Source organism: Stieleria sp. (genome assembly GCF_041595215.1).
Taxonomy (GTDB): domain Bacteria; phylum Planctomycetota; class Planctomycetia; order Pirellulales; family Pirellulaceae; genus Stieleria; species Stieleria magnilauensis.
Window position 1 is genome coordinate 1 of record NZ_JBFHKV010000023.1, and the last position, 19,712, is coordinate 19,712.

Sequence of the window (19,712 nt, forward strand, 5' to 3'; positions counted from 1 at the left end):
ACCCGCCACGCGACATGTCGCTGGAAGCGGCGCGGGACTCCATCGACGACGCCGAGTTGGTGGAAGTCACCCCGGAAAGCATCCGCTTGCGAAAAATCCTGCTCAAAGAGTCCGATCGCCGACGAAACAGCCGGAAATAGGACAGACAAGGAGACAAGGAGAGGGGGAGATAAAATACGTAGGGCATGCTGTGCATGCCGGATGTCACGCGTAGGGCATGCTGTGCATGCCAGATGCCACGCGCAGGGCATGCTGTGCATGCCAGATGCCTGAGCCGAACGTCATGCACAGCGTGACCGACACAACTCGCCCCCCGTCTCAACCCCTCCGGCGAACCGATTGGCCAAATCGACGTAGAACGTGATAATGTATTGGCCCCCCGGACCGCGGGCGCAGCACCGCCGCCGGCCTTTCCCCCGTCTACACTTTCTGGATACCAATTCGATGACGTCCAAATCGTTCTCGCTAACCTTGGGATTTCTCGCCGCGTTTGGTTTTGCAGTCCTGCCGGGTTGCCAAGACAAATCGACCACGACGGTGACGGAGGCGTCCGATACGGATCACGACCACAGCCACGATGACGGTGATCACGACCACGACGGCCATGATCATGACGAGCACGGCGATCACGACCATGACGACCATGAGGGGCACGACCATGACGACGATCACGCCGAAGCGCACAGCAATGACTTCAAGTCGCTGTCCGAAGCGGTCAAGGAGATCGAATCACTGCGCGACACGATCCGCGACGAATTCGCCGCCGGCGACACCGATGCCGCTCACGTTCCGCTGCACCACATCGGCGCAGTCCTGATTGCGACCGAGAATTTCATCCAAACCATGGACGACTCCGAGCAGAAAACGGCGGCGGCTGCGGCAGTTGATTCACTGTTGGATGATTTCACCGCCGTCGATCAAGGCCTGCACGGCAGCGAAGAGAGCAAAGCCAAGGGCAAGAGCTACGACGACGTCAGCAAGTCGATCGACGAAGCAATTGAAACGCTGAAAAAGGACGCGAACTGATGGCCAGATTCCTCTGCGGCACCGCCTTGCTGCTGACCTGCTGGACACTCGCCGGCTGTAGCGGCAGCTCCGAGACGAGCTTCGAAAACGCGTCCTCGACCAGCCTCGGGCCGACACCCACACAGGACGTTTCCTTCGTCTTGACCGAAATGCCCGATGGCGAAGTGACCACACCGACGGAGATCAAAGAAGCGGGCACCGACGAGGTCTCGGTCGTGCTGGGCGGCCGCATCGACGCCGGTGCGGCCGATCCGTTCCAGCCGGGACAATTGGCCTTCATGATCTCCCAGCTGCCCGACGAAGGACACGGTGAGGGTGACCCCGAGCACGCCGACAACTGCCCGTTTTGCAAGCGCAAACTGGAAAACGCCCCGCGGGCGATCATCCAGTTCAAGGGACCAGACGGCGGCATTTTGGAAGGCGATGCCCGCCAAACGCTGGCCTTGGAAAAGGGCGACGTCGTTTACGTCACCGGAATGGCGCAATACAACCCAGCCGTCAACACCGTGATGGTCAACGCCACGGGTGTGTTCCGAAAGTCCGCCCACTAATTTTGGCCTCTCCGATCCCGTTTGTCGGCCGGAGAATTGCGACCGGCGCCCGACGCTGCTAACCTACAGCGGCTGGATGGGGCGAGTTTTCGCGACAGCCCGTCCAGCTTCCGCTTGTCACACCCCTCTCAGAACCACTCGCAATGTCCGCCACCACAACGGAAAACAACGGCGAAATCTTGGTTGTCGGATTCATGGACAGCAAGATTCTCGACAGCCAACGGATCGAGCAAGTCGGCCGTGAGCTGCAAGACGCCGTTCCCCAGGCAATCCACAAAAAGTTGTTGCTGAACTTTCGTGGCGTCTCATTCATGTCGTCGGCCATGATCACCAAGTTGGTGATGTTGAACAAAGGATGCAAAGCCCAGGGCGTTGCACTGAAGTTCTGTGAAGTCTCGCCGAACGTCTTGGAAGTCTTCAAAATCACGAAGTTGAACAAACTGTTCGACATCCAGGGCAGCGAAGACAAGGCGATCGCCAGCTTTGAAAAGAAAGGTTGGTTCGGTTGAGCCCCGCCGGCGTGACGGGAAACGGTGACGCGGAAGATTCTCATTCGCAATCCTCCGAACTGACCGCCGCCCAAATCATTGATCTGGAACGCTCACAGATCGGTCATGATGTGCATGACCTGTTGATCCCGTTGATGTTTGCCGCGTCGGCAAATCTGCAGGCCGCGTTGCGTTCAGCCGATGATCCAACCACTGCGGCCGGCGAGCTGGCACCGCTTTTGGATCGCATCGCCAAATCCGACGATTGGCTCCAGCAAGCCTTGGCCCTTGCGCGAAATCTGCTGACTCAGATCTATCCGCCCGAACTCGATCAGTTGTCCTGGCTGGCCGCAGCGAAAGACACTGCCAACCGAATCGGTGGCTCGGATTGCCAGGTGGTTTGGGACGTCGATCCGGCAAGCCCGGTCTGCGATTCGAACTGGAACCGCGACCAGGCGACCACCGCTTATCGCGTTTTGATCGAGGCGCTACGAAACGCGACGCGTCACGGCAACGCAAAAACCGTTTCGATCCGCTGCCAGCCCGATCGCTTGGTGATCGTCGACGACGGTACAGGCTTTGACCCGGCCGAAATCGATCCCAACCGGTTTGGGATTCGCTCCATGAAAGGCCGTGCCCGACTGGTCGGAAAAACAGTGACGGTCGAGTCCGCCCCCGGCGGCCCGACCACGGTCACGATGACGCTGTAAGCCGTCGCGATACCGCTAGCAGCAGCCGATCAAACCGTCTGATACGACGGAAAATCGGTGTAACCTTTCTCGCCGTTGGGTTGGTACCAATCGCCCATGTCCGCCTCCGGTGCCAACTCCAATCCTTCATCAAAACGGCGCACCAGATCCGGATTGCTGATGTACGGCCGACCGAATGAGATCAGGTCTGCCGCCCCCGATTCAATCGCCTGTTCAGCGGTCGCTTGCGTGTACCCGCAGTTTCCCATCAATGGTCCACGAAAGACCTCGCGGAATTCGCCCAGCGTCATCGGGTCGCCAAGCTCATGGAACCCGAATGCCAGTCCGTCCATGACGTGCAGGTAGGCCAAATCCAACCGATCAAGACTTTGGGCGACGAACGTGAATTGCTGGCGATAGTCGGGCGACCCCATGTCATTGAACGCACCGTTGGGCGACAAGCGGACGCCGACGCGCTGCGAGCCAAACACTTCGGAAACCGCTTCGACGACTTCACCGAGAATCCGATAGCGGTTCTCGATGCTGCCCCCGTACCGATCGTCACGATGATTCGTTTTGGATTGTAGGAACGTATCGAGCAAATAACCGTTGGCCGAGTGCACTTCGACCCCATCAAAGCCCGCTTGTTTGGCGCGTTCCGCGGCGGCGCGATAGTCGGCAACGATGCCGGGAATCTCTTCGGTCGTCAACGCGCGCGGCACCTCGTAGGGTTCTTTCCCCCGCGGCGTGTGGATGGTGTCGCCGTCGATCTTGATGGCCGAAGGTGCCACCGGAGGCTCGCCGTCGTGGAAACTGCTGTGCGAGGCGCGGCCACAATGCCACAGTTGCATGAAAATCTTGCCACCCGCGTCATGAACACTCTCGGTGACCGATCGCCAGCCCTCGGTCATTTCATCGGTGTAGATCCCCGGCGAATCCACCCATCCAATCCCCTGCTTTGAAACCACCGTCGCTTCGGTGATCACCAGCCCCGCGGTTGCGCGTTGCCAGTAGTACTCAGCCATCAAAGCGTTGGGGACACGGTCACCGCCCGACCGGGCACGGGTCATCGGTGCCAGCACCACGCGATTGGCCAGCGACAGGCCACGCAGGTCAAACGGTTGCATCAAGTTCGGCGAATGGGACATCAGTTGGTGTTGCCTATGGAAAACGAGTACGGATGTGGAATCAGTTACCACACTCTATTACTCGGTCCAGAGCTGAGTCTTACACCGGTCCCGGAGCCCTGCCTCGCTCGCGCAACATCGCGAATCCAATCATCGCTCGATCTCTGCCGAATCGATTCTGTGATCGCCCCGCGACGAAAATGCAGCAGATGGGCAGGAAAACACAACTGACGTCAGCTGATTCGCGTACGCGTTCGGCCCCCTCGCTCGCTTAGCCGTTACGAAAAACAGGTAAGAAGATTTCGAGGGTAAGAAAATGATGCAATGCACCATCCCTTCGATTTCGCCAATCTTCCTACCCCAAAATCTTCCTACCCACCTTCAGCGACTGTTCGTCACCGGTTCCGGCTCGAGCAAGGCGCCGCGTTGGGGGTAACCGCCGTCCACGTTGATCTGGACAGTCAGATGGCGGCGCCATTGTTCATCGTTTTGCGCGGGATGATCGCTTCGAAAATGAACGCCCCGCGATTCCGTTCGCACCATGGCCGAGGAAACCATGATCGCGGCGGTGGTCAACAGGTTTTGCAATTCCCAGCCGGCTTCATCTTCGAATTGATGATTCATTGCGTATGCGGCGTAGGAACGAATCGTGTCGGCGGCTTTTTGCAGCCCTTCGGCATCGCGTTCGACTCCGACCAATCGTCCCATCAAACTCTTCAGCGAGATGCGAACATCATCGATGTCGAACGATTCGGTGGGCGACGTGGCGGACTGGCGAATCTGCATCGCCCGCATCTCATGATCTCCTTCGCTGGCCGACCGCGACGCGGCCCCGCCGGCGGCCGCTCCATAGACCAACCCTTCGAGCAGACTGTTGCTGGCCAATCGATTCGCGCCGTGCAAGCCGCTGCTGGTCACTTCACCGGCCGCCCAGAGCCCCGGCAGGCTGGTACGTCCCTGCCGGTCCACCGTCACACCGCCGAGCATGTAGTGCGCACCCGGTCGTACTGGGATACGATCACTGGCGAGGTCCAATCCAAATTTGGCACAGAGTTCGGCGATTCCGGGAAACCGCGCCACGACGTGCTTGGCATCCAGGTGCGAAAGGTCCAAGTAAACACAGGGATGTGACGTCGCCTGCATTTGCCGAATGATCGATTGGCTGACGACGTCTCGGGGTGCCAACTCGGCCCGCTCGTCGTAGTCGGGCATGAATCGGTGCCCGTTGGAATCAACCAAGTGGGCGCCTTCGCCGCGGATCGCTTCGGTGATCAACGACCGCGAGGAACCGGCGATGTACAACACCGTGGGATGGAACTGCATGAATTCCATGTCGCTCAGTTGAACACCCGCGCGATAGGCCAACGACGAACCATCGGCGGTCGCCACGGCGGGGTTGGTCGACTCGCGAAAAATCTGGCCGGCACCTCCGGTGCACAAGATCGTTTCTTTGGCCCAGACCATCATCGGTGGTCCGCCATCTTCGGAAACGATCGCGCCACGGCATTGCCCGCCGTGCGTGAGCAAGTCGATGGTGAAGGTGTTTTCCAAGATGCGAACGTTTTTCAGGGACCGCGTCCGCTGAATCACCGCCCGCATGATCTCCGCGCCGGTCGCGTCGCCTTGAGCGTGAACGATGCGTTCATGAGAATGGCCGCCCTCGCGGCCGAGTTCCAACACGCCTTCTTCCAGGTCAAATTGCGTGCCCCAGCGGACCAACTCTTCGATCCGTCCCGGCCCCTCGCGGATGACCATGTTGACGACGTCGACGTCGCACAGGTTTGCACCGGCGACCAGCGTGTCGCGGATATGATTTTCAAAGCGATCTTCGGGATCCAGCACACCGGCGATCCCGCCCTGGGCGTAGGTGCTGTTGGATTCTCGCAGCACATCTTTGGTGACCACCAAGACCCGCAGGTGAGAATCGACGGCATTGGCGGCGCGCAATCCCGCAAGCCCGCCGCCGATGATCAAGACATCCGTGAACCTGTGGACCGCGTGACGCGTGTCAAAAGGGACCAGATATCGCGGCGTCATCATCAGTGCAGAGTCCCAGGCGGGCGGTTTCAGGGCGGACGCGAACTGCGACCTAACGCGCTAGTTTACGCCCTCGGCCATTGTTTTGAAACATCCTGGCTAAAGCGACTTGAGAAACCAAGACACTTTTTTCGCAAATTGATCGATGTCCGTTCCCACCCAACGCTCAAAGTCATTCAGGCGGGCGAATCGATCGTACGGCTGGTAGGTCCCCCGGGATGCGGTTCCCGAAAGCACCGCGGTAAACTGCTCCGGTTCACGCTCCGCCAAATAGAACATCATCGCCCAGGCAACGGCGTAGGCGTCAGCGGTCGTCGCGGGGTTGTTAAACATCTCGTTGGCGCCGACCAGATCGCGGACCGCTTCGGCAAACTCCGGCGAACGACCGCCGTCATATCGGATTTTGATTTGCTCCAGACTGGATTGATTGACGCGGTCTCGCGTGTGCAGCCCGGACTGGCCCCGCACCATCGCTTCGGGTTCAAACATTTGCCCGACGCCTTCGGTCACCCAGCGGGGTGTGATCACGACGCGGCTGTGCACGTTGTAGTTGTAGGCAGACTGGTGCGCGGCCTCGTGCCGAACGGTGTCGGCGATGAATCGCAGATGCCCGCCGTCGTGCGTGATCACACGGTTGCTCTCTCGGGCATAGATTCCGGCGACCCGTTTGACGTCCACGTTCATCCGCTGCAACTCGGCATACATGGCTGCCGAATCGGGCATCACGACAGCCACCATCGGGAATCGTCCCCGGCGGATCTTGACGCCGCGTCGCGACATGTAGGCGACGAAGGCACGGTGCGAACGCTCGAACAGCTGCGGCCAGCGCTCGCCACGGCCACGCGGCTGGACGACCAGAAAATGCTGCGTGCTGATGACTTCAAAGTCGCGGCCGAATTCCTTTTGAAGATCAACCTTCATCTCCATCAACGTCGCTGGCTGATACGATGCATCCAACGCTCGAATCGTCTCTTTCGCTTTGCCCGTCAACGTGTGCAACTGCCCGTCGCGAGCCAACACGATCAGTTCCGAGGGGAAGTCCATGATCGGGATCCCCAACAGTGAATTGCTGCCCAAAGTGAATTCGATCAACCCCGGCGCCGCGCCGCTGCATCGGCCGGCCGACAACATCCCGCCGGCAATCAGCACCTGTAGAAGCGCCACGGCGACCAAGCGTTTCACCGAGTTTCGTGATCGAATTGCCGAGCAGCGCGTTCGAATTGCCGAAAGGGACGCGGGAGAGGACAACAAGGAGACTTCACGGCGCGTGATGGTTTGATTCATCGTGGTTGCGTGACTCAAGCGGGTGTGGGGCGAGTGATGACAAGCGTCCCGCCGGTTCCGGGATCGCCAACCGGTGTTCGAAAACGGCAAATCCAACCGTTTTCGTTGCCGAATTCACCGGGTCGGCGTAACCTCGCGGGAAGCTCTGGTAACATGATGCAATCCAAACCTAGCTCAAAAACTTGTTCATTCGTGATCGGATGCATTTGTGGAGACGAGATGAATCGAACGGTCGAAACGATTCTGCGGACGACGCCCCGTCGCCGCGGCCCAGCCCCGCTGATCGCAGCACTTCTAATCGGTTTGATTGCCGGACCGAATGCCCTTGGCCAACAGGCCGAACCTCTCGAGGACACGCCACCGGTTTCCAAGACCGACGTGCTGGAATGGGTCGATCAGTTGGATGCCCGCAAGGCGAGTGATCGCAGTGCCGCCGAAAAAGCGTTGATCGAGGCCGGTGCCGACGCGTTGCCGTATCTGCCGGAGTCGCGCCCCGAGTTCTCGATCGAAGCCAGCGAACGACTCTCACGCGTCAAAGCGGCACTGATGACGCTGAAAGCGAAAACACAGTCCAAGGCGATTCGAATCCGCTTGGGCGATGTCACAACGCTCGGCGAGGCACTGGAAGTGATCAGCCGTGAAAGCGAAATCGAATTCGAACACTCCGCCGACGAGTCGCTGCCCATTCAATCGTCCAGTGCACCGCTCTCGTTCTGGCATGCCGTCGATCTGGTGTTGGACCAAACCAATTTGGACATCAACCACTACGGCGGCGACCGTGAAACCTTGCAACTGGTCCCGCGTCAAGAGACCCGCCAATCGCGTGTCGACTCAGCGGCCTACAGCGGTGTGTATCGCATCGAACCGACCGCGGTCAGCGCCCGCCGCGTCTTCAACCAACCCGGGCAAAGCGGTTTGAACCTGTCCATGGAAATCACCTGGCAACCGGGGCTGACACCGATCGGGTTGACCATCCCCGTCGCACAACTCTCCGGCAAACTCGATGACGGTCAATCACTGAAACCCCAAACGACCGAAAACACCATCGACATCGCCGCCAACAGCGAATTGGCGTTCAGCGAATTTTATCTGCCGCTGGAACTGCCCACCGAAAGCCCGACCCGGATCGAATCGCTTCGCGGAACCATCCAATCCCTGTTGCCCGGCAAACGTCACACGTTCGAACTGCCGTTGACCGAAGTCGGCAGCAACCAAAACGTCGACGCCATGACGGTCACGCTCGAACGCGTCCAACGCAACGGAGCACTCTACGAGATTCGATTCTCGGTCGAACTTAAAGACGCCGACCGAGCCCTGGAAAGCCACCGCCAATGGATCTTTCAAAACCCTGTGTATGTCCGCGACGCCGAAGGGAATCGGGTAGAGAATCTAGGGTACGAACTGTACCGACAAACCGAATCCGGCGTCGACATGGGCTACCTGTTCGAGATCGACAAGCTCGAGGGTGCCAAACTCATTTATGAATCCCCGACCTCTGTTGTTCGCAACGAAGTCGACTTCGTCTTGCAAGACATCGTGCTGCCATGATCGCCCGTTCCCAGCCTTCGTCCTCATCCGTCGACCGCCAACCGCACACCGCACGGTGGATTCACGGCGTCCTGATCGCGTTGCTCGTCCTGCCAGCCTCGCTGCTCGTTCTGCCAACCATGCTGCTCGCTGAACCACCGGCGTTGCGGCCCACCGATCCGATCGCTTCGATTGACGGCGAACCCGTTTTCCTCGGCGAACTGCATTTCTTGCTCACCTCGAAACTGAAAGCGAACGACCTTTCGCAGGTGAGCCTGGACGTCCAACGAGCGTCATCCGCGTTGCTCGTGCGACAGCATCTGGCCATGAAGTCACTGCGTCAGCAGGGCGGTGCCAATCTGCAAACGTTGTTGGACCGCGATTGGGAAGAGTTCTTGGATGACCTGCGCCGCAAACGATCCAACCTCGACGAGTATTGCGCCCAAAGGCAAACCGACGAACGCTCCGTTCGAAACGCACGTGACTGGGATTCCGCGTGGCGCCGCTATCTAAAGAGCAAGATGACCGACGCCAACTTGAAACGCTTCTACGAGCTTCATTCAGAAAACTATTCGTCCGCGCGATGGAACGTTTCTCATCTGTTCATCGAAGTGGACAAAGAGATCCCGGATGCCGAAGCCATCGCCGAACAACGGATCCAGACGATCGCGTCACAGCTCCAATCCGAATCTGGCTCGCCGGACCAATTGAAGAAACGATTCGCAGAGCTGGCGATCAGCCAGAGCGAAGGCGCGACGGCCAAACAAGGCGGCGGAATCGGATGGGTGTCCAAGCCCGGGGACCTGCCGGCAGCGGTCATGGACGCGATTCGCGAAACCGAAACCGATGCGGTGTCAAAGCCCGTCCGCAGCCCGCTCGGCTTCCACCTGGTTCTGGTGCACGAAAAGCAAGTCGAACAGATTCCCTACGAAAACGTCGCCGATCTGAACCCGCTTCGCCGCGATGCCGCGAACGCGTTGTTCGACGCCCTGGTCACTCACCAGAGCAGCGCCAAGGTGACGTGGTACATCAAATCGCTCCAGCCGCCCGGTGCGTGATGCCGGGTTTGACGCGGAATCTGGCGAGACCTTGCCGTCGGCGCAAAAAAAAACGCGTCCAGGAGGTTGGGGCAAAACCACCTGAACGCTAACGGTGTCGACTTGTCGTCACCGCTGTAGAAGAGGTTAATGCCAGAATGTTTCCCCGTCGAGTGGAAACTGTCGATCTTTCCCGCTTCTCTTAGGGAATCCGCCGCCACTCCCCACCCGATCGTCACAAATCGCCGTGTTCGCGTGGGAAAATGTCGGTCAACCGCCACTTTCGGACGTCGGAAACGGAATTCGAGCTACTTGCTGCACCTCGGGCGTCGCGAAAGTATCAAACGCCGGATGGCTGAAGGTGAACGATCCGCCATCCGCCGTCTGGCGTCGGCAGCGACGCAACTCTCGTCCGGAATTGCCCCTTCGATCCTACGCCATCAAACCGGTCAGTGCTCCGTCGCCACAGAAGTCGGGATTGCCGAACGTCGTCTCGGGCATTCCCATCCCTTCCAAGAAGCTAAGCAGCAATCGGTTGTGCGCGACTTTACCGAAGTCGTAGGCCTGGCCGAATTGAAAATCCAATCCGCCGCCGACCATCACGAAGGGAATGTCATTGCGGGTGTGAGAGTTTCCTTTGCCCAGCTCGTTGGTCCAGACAATCGTGGTGTTGTCCAACAATGATCCATGGCCGGACGGGTCCGGCGTTTCTTTCATTCGCTTGGCCATGTACGCCACCTGTTCGGCATACCAGGTGTTGATGCGAATCAGCTTCTCGTAGGCTTCTTCGTTGCTGTCGGGTTCATGCGAAAGTCCATGGTGACCTTCGTTGATGTCCAACCACTTCATCCGCGGTTGACCGACGCTGTTGGTGATCTGAAAACTCGCCACGCGGGCAAAATCCGCGACGAAACTGTTGACCAACAACTCCGTCTGCATCTGCGTGATTTCGGGCATATTGTCGTTCTGCTCTTCGATATTCGGAGGCAGTTTGGGGACGGCGTGCCCGGCGCCATCGTTCTTGGTCGCCGCAGCAAACTCGGTCTTCAGATCCTTTTCGACGCTGCGAACCAAATCCAAATGCAGGTCCAACAATTGGCGGTCTTCGCTGCTGAGCGACTGGCTGACGCGTTTGAAGTCACCGGCCAAGTCGTCCAACACGCTGGCGAGCATTTGGCGATTCTTGGTTTGACCATACAGCTTGTCGAACATCTGATAGGGGTCGCTGATCGGAGCGACCGGTTGGTTTGCCCCGGCGTAGGACATCCGCGTCCAGGTGTCGGCGCGGTCGGGGACCATCACCCCAAACTCCAACGAACCGAAACGTGTTCGCGTTGCGGGATCGGCTTGCAATCGATTCTTGATGTGTTGATCGACGGAGATCCCCATCGACCAACCCGCGGGCGTATCACTTCCGCCCTGGATGTCTCCGGGGAACAATTCAATGCCCGTCAACAGGCATCCGATCCCACGCATGTGGCCGTCACCGTCACCTTGGATCTGGTTGCAAATCCCTTTGACGGTCAGCATCTGATCCTTGAATTCGCCCAGCGGCGCCAGGATACGTTTCAGGTCATAATCCTTACCGGTGCTGTCAGGCCAAAAGTGTTTCGGGATCACACCGTTGGGGCTGAACACGAACACCAATCGCCGCCGTCGCGCCGACGCTTCGGCCCCAAATGAAAGACTCGGCAGCCCCATCAGCAGGCTTGCCGCGGCTGAACTGACACCCAACTGCGCAAGAAACTCACGTCGATTCATTGAAGTTCTCCTTATTGAACTCGTCTGTCGCAACCACGACCGCGATTTCGACAATCAGGTGGCGGAGGTGAAAATCGCTCTCACGAAATCGTCTCACCAAGTCATTGGCAACCTCTTCACCGTAAGCGGCGAGCGGTTGTTTTGCAAAATGTTCGAAGGCCCGTTCGACGAATGCCCGGTGTGCGTCATCATTCTCGGCCAGAAACCGGGCCAAATCCTCGGGCGAGGCAAACTCGACCTGTTGGCCGTCACGCGTCACATAGCCGCCGGAAGCATCGATCGGCTTGCCTTTTTCGGTCGCACGATAGCGTCCCACGGCGTCATAGTTTTCAAGCGGAAAACCGAGTGCGTTGATCTTCTGGTGACAGACTTGGCATTTCGCTTCGCCGGTCTGAAGTTCGACCCGCTGTCGCGTCGTCAGGTCAGGGTGCAGTTCGGGATCGATCGGCGTAAACGCCTCGTTGGGCGGTCGGAGCGTTCGTCCCAGCACACGCCGAATCAGAAACACGCCGCGGTGAATCGGCGATGTCGTGTCGTAATAGCTCAAGTGGCCCATGACCAACGGATGCGTCAACACACCGAACGTTTTGCCCGCAGCCGGTTTGCTGTGCACGAGCTGGTGGCCGGTACTCTCCGACGCCGGCATCCAACCCTCGCCATAAAACGCACCGAGTCGCTCGTTGGTCCAATTCCAATCACGTAGAAACAGCTGTCGATAGTCGCTTGATTCGGACCAGAACACATCGCTGATCGTCGATTCCAGGGACCGCCGCAAGTCGAGCAGCAGGTGGGTGTCGAAACCGGCAAACTTTTCGGGGTCCTTGGAGATTTCCGCCGCCGGATCAACATCCAGCCAATCAAAGAACATCTCCATCGCTTTCCCGTGCAGTCGCGGATCCTCCGACATTCGCAGCGCTGCCTGACGGATCCGCTGTTCGACCTTCTTTTGATCTGACTTGGGATCGATGGCAAAGCTGTCCTTGCCGGCCTGGTCTTGCAGCCAAGCGTCCGAGGGCAGCGAATCAAACAGCGTCAACGCCAATCGCGTCGCAACACGCCGGCTGATCGGTGCCTGGTGATCCAACGTGGGATACAAGAACCGCGGTGATTTGATGATCATCAAACAAGCCCGCGCGATCGCCATTTGATCGTCTTCGACCGCGTCCACTTGATCGTCGACGTAAAGCCGTTTGGTTTCATCATCGATGGGGCCACGAAATGCGACCGACGCCAACTCCGTCAGAAATCCACGCAGCCGGCCGCGGTTTTCATCCGAATCCTTGCGGTGCTGTCGCTTGTACTGAGGCCACAATTCTTTGACCGCGGCGTCGCCAAACTCCAACGCCGCCGACGTGATCGCATCTTCCCACTGACGATCCACACGCGTTCCACGATCGTAGCCGTAACTGCGATCATCGGGCGGCAATTTGGTTTGCAGCGCGAATCCGCTCGGCAACGTCGACGGCAACAAGTACTCGTTCGGGATGACCGTTTCCGTTCCGCCCGGCGGCACCCATCGCAAGGAGAACTTCGCCGGTGGTTGTTCGGTCTTTCGTTTGCGTTGCGTGAAGTCGATTTGGATCGCGTACTGACGCCCACCGATCAAGTTCAACGTCCGACGGAATTCGGTTCGCCCTTCAGACTGGACATGATTGTCGATCAACACATGTTCGTGATGCCCGAAACGAACCTTCATCGAACACGTCGAGTGCACCACGATTTCGTAGCGTCCGGTATGCTCGACTTGCAGTGAACCGGACCAATGGACGTAGAACTCTTCCGGCGTCACACCTTCTACCGGCGGGTCGTGGCCGAAGTCGAAATCCAGCACCGGATCAACACGCTCGACCTTCAGGTGCTTTTTGTCCCAACGCCCGCTGTTGAAATAAGACGCACTCAGCCCACGTTCCTTGACTCGGAACGGTGCGCCAAAGAAGTGTTGATAAAGGTCCGCCAAACTCTGTTGCAGTTGCGTGCCGGTGAGCCGTGAAAACTGCTGTCTGGCGGGACGGTTTCTCAGCTGCGCCGCTTCGCCATAAAACGATTCGTAGATGAACTCCGCGACGGCTTTCGCATCATCGCCGGTACACAGCTCGGGGTCTTCCTCGGGCATCGTGTCCGAAATGATTTCTGCCAACTCGCCGATCGAAGCGTCACCGACCAGCGGATCGGCGTAACCGTCCGTCTCTCCACGACCGCCTTCTCCATGACAGGACAGGCATTGCTGGGCGTAGATTTGTTGGCCCCGTGTCAATGTCGCTCGTGTCTGATCGTCAACCGGCGATTCGGCTGCCACCGGTTGGTGCCAAGCGATCCACAGGGACAGCAAGACCACACCGATCGCTCCGAGCAACCGGAGTCGCCCTGTCGGGGCAAGCGGCGCGGCGGGGAGCCGTGCGGCGTCAAACGCTGGAAAGCTGTTCATAAAGTGACGCGGAACTGTGGTGGGGGATCCGATTCCAGATCCATCTCGCTGGGGCAGAATCAAATCATTGTTGATTCTTCGCGAGAGTGTAGATTCGAGCAAACCTGCCCATCGCAATCGCGGCCTGCCCACGTCGTGGCCGGACAGGGCAGGTCGAACCGCGACAGGTTCTGAAATCGGATGTGGGGCGTAGTAAGGTGGGTAATTTCACTACGCGTTTGGGGGTGGGGATCGAACCTCAACGGCCCGATATCGTGCTATTAAAGCAGATTATCGTCCGAGTTTGAATGGTTTTCGGCGGAATTCGGCCCCAATTTCCGTCCTTTGCAAAACGCGGGCCGAGAACGCCTCGTCAGTGGCCTGATTCCGAACGATCGCTGAAATTCTCGTCAATTAGCTGGTGAAACGCCCCTTGGCTGATTTGGGGTGATTCTGCGATACTACGCCGCCAAAGTCGCAAACCAATCACTTTCACCACCCTTTTTCACAGGCAGCCAGACCCCCTACGGTGACCACCCTTTCGGCGTCCTTTATGCCGACGCGTCGCTGGCCCCGGGGAAAGACGTCTTGGCAAACCACTGACAGGATCACGAATGCTCAAGAATTTCTCGCCCAAGTCTCTTGGAATTAACGGACGCCAAAGCGAACTGATCGAACTCGCACTGACTTACGGCTTTGCGTCGATGGACATCGACATGTACGAGATCCTGCGTCGCTCGCAACGGACCACGGCCGATGACGCGGCAAAGTTTCTCAAAGCCGCGATGGGCGAAGGGATGGGACGTCTAGAGCAAATCGGGGGCTTCCAATTGGAAATCAACTTGGATGCCGACGATGACGCGTTCACCAGTCAAGTCGGGGCACTGCATCCGCTGACCGAACTGGCCGCTGACCTGGAAGCCAAACGGGCCTACATCGACCTGCCCGCTGCCACCGACCGCTTGCCCTACCACGAATACTTCACCACCCAACAAAACCGCCTGTCGCAGGTCGCCGACGTGCTGTCGGCCAAAGGGATTCAGCTGGGTGTCGGGTTCAACTCCAGCAAAGTCCTTCGTGAATCGAAAGAGTTTGATTTCGTCCGCAACGTCGAAGGCCTGATCGCGATCGTCAAAGCCGTCTCCAACCCGAACGTCGGCTACATCATCGACACCTGGGACTGGGCAGTCGGCGACGGCGGCATGGACCAACTGAGCGAAATCCCCGGATCCAACATCGTCGCGGTTCGCTTGGGAACGCTGGCCGATGACGCCGATCCGTCCAAAGCCACCCGCTTGGATTGCGTGCTGCCGGCCGTCGAAGGCGGATTGAACCACGTCAATGTCGTCAAGCACTTGATCGCGACCGGATTCGAAGGTCCGATCAGCCCCTCCGCGTCGCCGACCCGCTACAAGGGCCAAACGCGTGAAAACACCGTCAAGGAAGCTCAAGAAGCGATCGATGCGATCTGCACCGCAGCGGGCGTAGAGGTCAAACCGCTGCCAATGGACTTGATCGAAGACATCCCCTACGAGCCGACTCCGGTCGCCTAGTCGGGACAAGGGCGGGACAAGGGATCACCCTCGGCGATCCCTAATCGTCATTTCCCGCACAATCTTTACCGGCCGCATCCATCTGGCCGGACTGCGGTCACTGAAACAGACATCGCGATCGCGCCGAATTAAGGCGCTCGTAGGGTTGGGAGAGATTTCCACTTACCCTTCTGAAGCATGCCATGTCTGCTGCGCCGATCCCCTGGAAACACATTCGGAACGTCCTGGTGCTCTTCGCGCCTCTTTGGATCGGAGCCGTTCTGGTCTTTGGCCTGATCGGCGTTTCCTATTCCTTCTTCACCTCGGACGTCTATTCCGCCCGCCAACCACTGGTGGTGCGTGACGAAGCGACACGTGCGGTCGACCGACTGGGCCGATTTGCCAGCCAAACGGAACTCAAAGCGGCACAGGAAACCATTCTAGAAATGGCCCAAAACCGCGAAGTCGTGGCGGCGGCATTGCGCGAAATCGGTCCGCCCGATGGGCGATTGGACGAGGACTGGCCCTCGCTCTCCAAGGTCAATGGAACAATCCGATCGTCCGTCAATCTCCTGGCCCCGCAAGGCGCCGATTTCGGCAACACCGAAGTCGTCTATCTGGAAGTCAAAGCGGAAGACCCCGACCGCGCCATCCAGTTTTGTCACGCCATGTTCGACTCCCTGACGAAACACTTGCGCGACGTCCGCCGCGTTCGCGCCGATAGCGTGATCGTCGAACTGACCCATGCCCGCGACCTGGCGAAACAGAATCTCGACGAAGTGTCCTCGCGGATGCAAGAAATCGAAGTCCAATTTGGCGCCGACCTCGGTGAGCTGCGCAATCTGAACGACACCTACGGCGGCGACAGCAGCTACCGGCGTTCACTGGTGGCCACCAAAGAACAGTTGCAACTGGCCGAATTGGAACTTGAAAAACTCCAGTCACTGCATGCGTTGCTCGTTGCCGGCTCGAAAGACCCGACCAAGTTATTGATCAGCGGGGGCGATCTACTCAACAGCCAACCGTCGTTGCAGCGATTGAAGGATGGATTGATCGACGCCCAACTGCGGGCCAGTCAACTTTCCGGTGTCTACACGTTAGAGAACCCGAAACGCAAAGCCGCGATCGCGACCGAACGAGAGATCCGTGAACGTATCATCCAGGAAACGTTGTCGGTGATCGCTTCCATGCAGCCGATGCTGGAATTGCAGGTCACCCAAGTCAAAAAGCTCTCGGAAAAGGTCAACAACCTCTCCGACAAACTGCAAATGCTGGCCGAAGCGCGGACCACGTACGCCGAGATCGATTCCGAACTCCGACAGCGATCAGAACAATTGGCCGAAGCAGAACAACGACTCGTCGATGCCCGGGCCAGTCGATCGGCAGCGCTGTCGACCAACCTGGTTGCCGAACTCGGGCCACCACAAGTCTCCGATAAACCGCTGGGACCGGGCACGACGACAATGACGTTTGGATCGATGATGGCCGGATTGATCTTCGGACTCGGAGCCGTTTTCTTGATCGCCCCAGGCCCGACTCAGTCACACGGACGCCGGCGCTGGACCGATCATCTGGAAGGCCAGAACCGTCGCGCCGAAGATCGAGCTCGGTTGGCCGAACAAAACCGCCGCCGCAGCGACGACGCCGCGGCCAAACGCCCCCCAACCCCAGCATCCGACGGAACCTAACACCCCAGCGGGACGCGTCACGGCCCGTCGATTTAACCGGATCACACGTGGGATTAGCCGTATCGCGCGAGCGTACGGGCCTCGACCACCAAGAAAACACACCGAGGCCCGTAGGCTCGCGCCAAACGGCTGATTCAATCAACCGACCAGTCTCAGCGACCGGCGCGTACACAACGCACAACCATCACGCGCCACTGGCTCACGCCACGTGCTGGGATCACGTGCTGGGATCACGTGCTGGCAATCCCGATGCGGGGTGAACGGGGCTTCCATTCTTTCGCTATAACGATCGTCAGACGATTCACCAGAGAATCGCGCCGATCCATCGCGGTGCGTCGCCGGAGCAACGCCACCGTTCTGCCTTTTTGAGATGTCATGCCGGAGCAGTCGAATCCGACCGATTCAACGCGACCATCGGTCCAGGGATGCTACGCGCGGTTCGTCCGCCGCGTGGACCTGTCGACGCAAATCTTGATCGCACTGGCCTTGGGCATTTTCAGTGGCCTGTTCGCCGGCGAGCTGTGCGCACCGCTGGCGATCATCGGCGAAGCCTTTGTGGGACTGTTGCGGATGACCGTGCTGCCCTACATCTTGGTCACGCTGGTCGTCAGCCTGGGTCGACTCAGGCTGCGTAGTAGCCGTCGGTTGGCCCTGATCGGCGGAACGGTTCTGCTGGGCCTGTGGGCGAGTTGCTTGGCGGTGGTTTGGGTGATGCCCACGTCGTTTCCCGAATGGAGCGCGGGATCGTTCTTCAGCACCGCGTTGATCGAAAGCCCCGAGCCGCTCAACGTCCTTGCCTACTTCATCCCCGCAAACATTTTTGAGTCGCTTTCGAACAACCAGGTACCGGCCGTCGTGCTGTTCGGCATCTGTTGCGGGTTGGCGTTGTCCAAATCACGCAATCGCACGATCGTCTTAAGCCAACTCGATGTCGCCGCCGACGTGTTGCTGCGGATCAGCAAGTTCATCACGCGGCTGGCACCGGTCGGCATCTTCGCGATTGCGGCAAGCACCGCGGGGACCGTCTCACTGGCCGAAGTCGGACGGCTGCAGGCGTATTTGGTGGCCTACACCGCCGGTGCCGTCTTTCTGGGTTTCGTTGTTCTACCGTTGCTGGTGACGACATTGACCCCGTTGACCTATCGACAAGTTTTGTTCGTCGTCAAAGAGCCGATGTTGACCGCCTTTGCCACCGGAAAGCTGATCATCGTGCTGCCCATGCTGATCGAAAACACCGAACGGCTTTTTGAAACACAGTTCAAGATCGACGGAAAAGACGAATCGCCGACGATCGATCTGCTCTACGGAACCGCCTATCCGTTTCCCCATGTCGGCAAACTGTTGAGCATGCTGTTCATTCCGTTCGCGGCATGGTTCCTGGGCGCCCCGATCAAGGCGTCCGAGTACCCGGGCTTTCTCTTTTCGGGGTTGTTTTCATTCTTCGGTGGGCCGATCGTCGCGATCCCGTTCCTGCTGGACCAAATGCAATTGCCGCATGACATGTTCCAGCTGTTCCTGGTCTCCGGCGTCTATGGCGAACGTCTCGGTGATGCCGTCGGAGCGATGCATCTGTGCGTATTGACGTTGATCTCGATCTTCGGTTTCAACCGTTTGCTGCGTTTTCAGTTTTGGGGATTGGCCAAATACGCGTTGGTGGTCTGCGTTTTCGGGATCATCATTCTGGTCGGCGTGCGACTGGTTTTGTATCGAGTGATCTCGATGGCCGACAACAAATACGACGTCATCGAGCGGATGCAGTTACTCGAGCAGCCGGTCGAAAACATCGTCATCAAACAGCCCCATCCAAATCCAGAACCCCTTCGCGACGGAGAATCTCTGCTCCGACGGATCCGCCGCCGCGGTGCCATCCGCGTCGGTTACAACGAAGACAAACTGCCCTTCGCCTACTTCAATCATCGCAGAACGCTGGTCGGCTATGACGTGGAAATGGCTCACTCTCTCGCCCGCGACCTGGGCGTCACCTTGGAACTGGTGCGATTCGATCGGGACACACTGGTCGAGCAACTCAACGCCGACCACTTCGACATCGTCATGTCCGGACTGGTGGGAACGCTGGAACGCGCCCAAGCGATGGCGCACACAGAAAGTTACATGGACGTCAACTTGGCATTGGTCACCCGCGACTTTCGGTCCAACGATTTCCGAACGCTCAAACGCATCTCGGCCCTGGATGACTTGCGGATCGGATTCGTTGACGTCAGCCGCGGTTTCGTCAACCGAATCAAAACCGCGCTCCCCGATGCCACGCTCGTCGAGATCGCCGACAATCGAGATTTCTTCATCGGCAATCATCCCGACCTGGATGCCCTACTGATCAGCGCCGAGAGCGGCGCGGCGTTTACGTTGATGTACCCCCGATTCGAAGTCATCATCCCGACGGAACTGCAGGCCAGCTTGCCGCTGTTTTATGCCGTGGGAAATCGAGACGCCCAGATGCGCGACTTCCTGGAGTATTGGGTCGGTTTGCGTCAGAAAGACGGCACCGCCCAAGACTATTACGACCACTGGGTGCTGGGCAAAACCAACGGCGAAAACGAGCC

14 protein-coding genes and 1 pseudogene are annotated in these 19,712 nt (G+C 58.7%); 10 read left to right on the forward strand and 5 right to left on the reverse strand.

All coding sequences use genetic code 11. The features are described 5' to 3' along the window. From ABX749_RS01775 to ABX749_RS01795, 5 genes and pseudogenes are all read left to right on the forward strand, one after another. Positions 1-140: pseudogene (locus ABX749_RS01775) on the forward strand (GTPase); the annotation flags it as partial. 304 nt (positions 141-444) lie between these two features. After that, complete coding sequence (locus tag ABX749_RS01780) at positions 445-1,026, forward strand: hypothetical protein (protein WP_372894503.1); 582 nt, start codon at positions 445-447, stop codon at positions 1,024-1,026. Continuing rightward, positions 1,026-1,577 (forward strand): hypothetical protein, encoded by a 552-nt coding sequence (locus ABX749_RS01785; RefSeq protein WP_372894504.1) that lies wholly within the window; start codon positions 1,026-1,028, stop codon positions 1,575-1,577. The genes ABX749_RS01780 and ABX749_RS01785 overlap by 1 nt, the downstream gene beginning before the upstream one ends. Positions 1,578-1,720: 143 nt before the next feature. Continuing rightward, the gene (locus tag ABX749_RS01790) at positions 1,721-2,086 is read left to right on the forward strand and encodes an STAS domain-containing protein (protein ID WP_095742109.1); all 366 of its coding nucleotides are present in this window, start codon (positions 1,721-1,723) and stop codon (positions 2,084-2,086) included. Further along, complete coding sequence (locus ABX749_RS01795; protein ID WP_372894505.1) at positions 2,074-2,775, forward strand: sensor histidine kinase; 702 nt, start codon at positions 2,074-2,076, stop codon at positions 2,773-2,775. The genes ABX749_RS01790 and ABX749_RS01795 overlap by 13 nt, the downstream gene beginning before the upstream one ends. Before the next feature lie 29 nt (positions 2,776-2,804). Here ABX749_RS01795 and ABX749_RS01800 read toward each other — a convergent pair whose 3' ends face one another. The 3 genes from ABX749_RS01800 to ABX749_RS01810 all read right to left on the reverse strand — a co-directional run bounded on the left by ABX749_RS01800 (position 2,805) and on the right by ABX749_RS01810 (position 7,100). After that, positions 2,805-3,902, reverse strand: a complete 1,098-nt coding sequence (locus tag ABX749_RS01800) for an alkene reductase (RefSeq protein ID WP_372894506.1) — start codon at positions 3,900-3,902, stop codon at positions 2,805-2,807. A gap of 360 nt (positions 3,903-4,262) precedes the next feature. After that, positions 4,263-5,921: an L-aspartate oxidase gene (nadB, locus tag ABX749_RS01805; RefSeq protein WP_372894507.1), complete on the reverse strand. Its 1,659-nt coding sequence runs from the start codon at positions 5,919-5,921 to the stop codon at positions 4,263-4,265. A 96-nt stretch (positions 5,922-6,017) separates the two neighbouring features. Next, the gene (locus tag ABX749_RS01810; RefSeq protein WP_372894508.1) at positions 6,018-7,100 is read right to left on the reverse strand and encodes a DUF1570 domain-containing protein; all 1,083 of its coding nucleotides are present in this window, start codon (positions 7,098-7,100) and stop codon (positions 6,018-6,020) included. Positions 7,101-7,421: 321 nt separating this feature from the next. Between ABX749_RS01810 and ABX749_RS01815 the strand changes: the two genes are divergently transcribed. After that, the gene (locus tag ABX749_RS01815; protein ID WP_372894509.1) at positions 7,422-8,750 is read left to right on the forward strand and encodes a hypothetical protein; all 1,329 of its coding nucleotides are present in this window, start codon (positions 7,422-7,424) and stop codon (positions 8,748-8,750) included. Continuing rightward, positions 8,747-9,787 (forward strand): peptidylprolyl isomerase, encoded by a 1,041-nt coding sequence (locus ABX749_RS01820; protein ID WP_372894510.1) that lies wholly within the window; start codon positions 8,747-8,749, stop codon positions 9,785-9,787. Before ABX749_RS01815 ends, ABX749_RS01820 begins: the two co-directional genes overlap by 4 nt. 411 nt (positions 9,788-10,198) lie before the next feature. On the opposite strand, the gene ABX749_RS01825 is transcribed toward ABX749_RS01820, so the two are convergent. Together ABX749_RS01825 and ABX749_RS01830 are read right to left on the reverse strand one after the other, a co-directional pair. Then, on the reverse strand, positions 10,199-11,527 hold the full coding sequence (locus ABX749_RS01825) for a DUF1552 domain-containing protein (RefSeq protein ID WP_372894511.1): 1,329 nt from the start codon (positions 11,525-11,527) through the stop codon (positions 10,199-10,201). Further along, positions 11,514-13,952: a DUF1588 domain-containing protein gene (locus ABX749_RS01830; protein WP_372894512.1), complete on the reverse strand. Its 2,439-nt coding sequence runs from the start codon at positions 13,950-13,952 to the stop codon at positions 11,514-11,516. The genes ABX749_RS01825 and ABX749_RS01830 overlap by 14 nt, the downstream gene beginning before the upstream one ends. 593 nt (positions 13,953-14,545) lie before the next feature. Between ABX749_RS01830 and ABX749_RS01835 the strand changes: the two genes are divergently transcribed. From ABX749_RS01835 to ABX749_RS01845, 3 genes are all read left to right on the forward strand, one after another. Then, entirely contained in the window at positions 14,546-15,484 is a 939-nt protein-coding gene (locus ABX749_RS01835) for a TIM barrel protein (RefSeq protein ID WP_372894513.1), read from the forward strand. Positions 15,485-15,666: 182 nt separating this feature from the next. After that, positions 15,667-17,151 carry a hypothetical protein gene (locus ABX749_RS01840; protein WP_372894514.1) on the forward strand — a complete coding sequence of 495 codons (1,485 nt, stop codon included), beginning with the start codon at positions 15,667-15,669 and terminating at the stop codon, positions 17,149-17,151. A gap of 375 nt (positions 17,152-17,526) precedes the next feature. Then, on the forward strand, positions 17,527-19,712 hold a 2,186-nt coding region (locus ABX749_RS01845), incomplete at its 3' end, for a cation:dicarboxylate symporter family transporter (RefSeq protein ID WP_372894515.1).

Bases quoted from the DNA above. Each gene is read 5' to 3' on its own strand.
- ABX749_RS01780 (WP_372894503.1), top strand. From the start codon at position 445: ATGACGTCCAAATCGTTCTCGCTAACCTTGGGATTTCTCGCCGCGTTT.
- ABX749_RS01785 (WP_372894504.1), top strand. From the start codon at position 1,026: ATGGCCAGATTCCTCTGCGGCACCGCCTTGCTGCTGACCTGCTGGACA.
- ABX749_RS01790 (WP_095742109.1), top strand. From the start codon at position 1,721: ATGTCCGCCACCACAACGGAAAACAACGGCGAAATCTTGGTTGTCGGA.
- ABX749_RS01800 (WP_372894506.1), bottom strand. From the start codon at position 3,902: ATGTCCCATTCGCCGAACTTGATGCAACCGTTTGACCTGCGTGGCCTG.
- nadB (WP_372894507.1), bottom strand. From the start codon at position 5,921: ATGATGACGCCGCGATATCTGGTCCCTTTTGACACGCGTCACGCGGTC.
- ABX749_RS01815 (WP_372894509.1), top strand. From the start codon at position 7,422: ATGAATCGAACGGTCGAAACGATTCTGCGGACGACGCCCCGTCGCCGC.
- ABX749_RS01820 (WP_372894510.1), top strand. From the start codon at position 8,747: ATGATCGCCCGTTCCCAGCCTTCGTCCTCATCCGTCGACCGCCAACCG.
- ABX749_RS01825 (WP_372894511.1), bottom strand. From the start codon at position 11,527: ATGAATCGACGTGAGTTTCTTGCGCAGTTGGGTGTCAGTTCAGCCGCG.
- ABX749_RS01830 (WP_372894512.1), bottom strand. From the start codon at position 13,952: ATGAACAGCTTTCCAGCGTTTGACGCCGCACGGCTCCCCGCCGCGCCG.
- ABX749_RS01835 (WP_372894513.1), top strand. From the start codon at position 14,546: ATGCTCAAGAATTTCTCGCCCAAGTCTCTTGGAATTAACGGACGCCAA.
- ABX749_RS01840 (WP_372894514.1), top strand. From the start codon at position 15,667: ATGTCTGCTGCGCCGATCCCCTGGAAACACATTCGGAACGTCCTGGTG.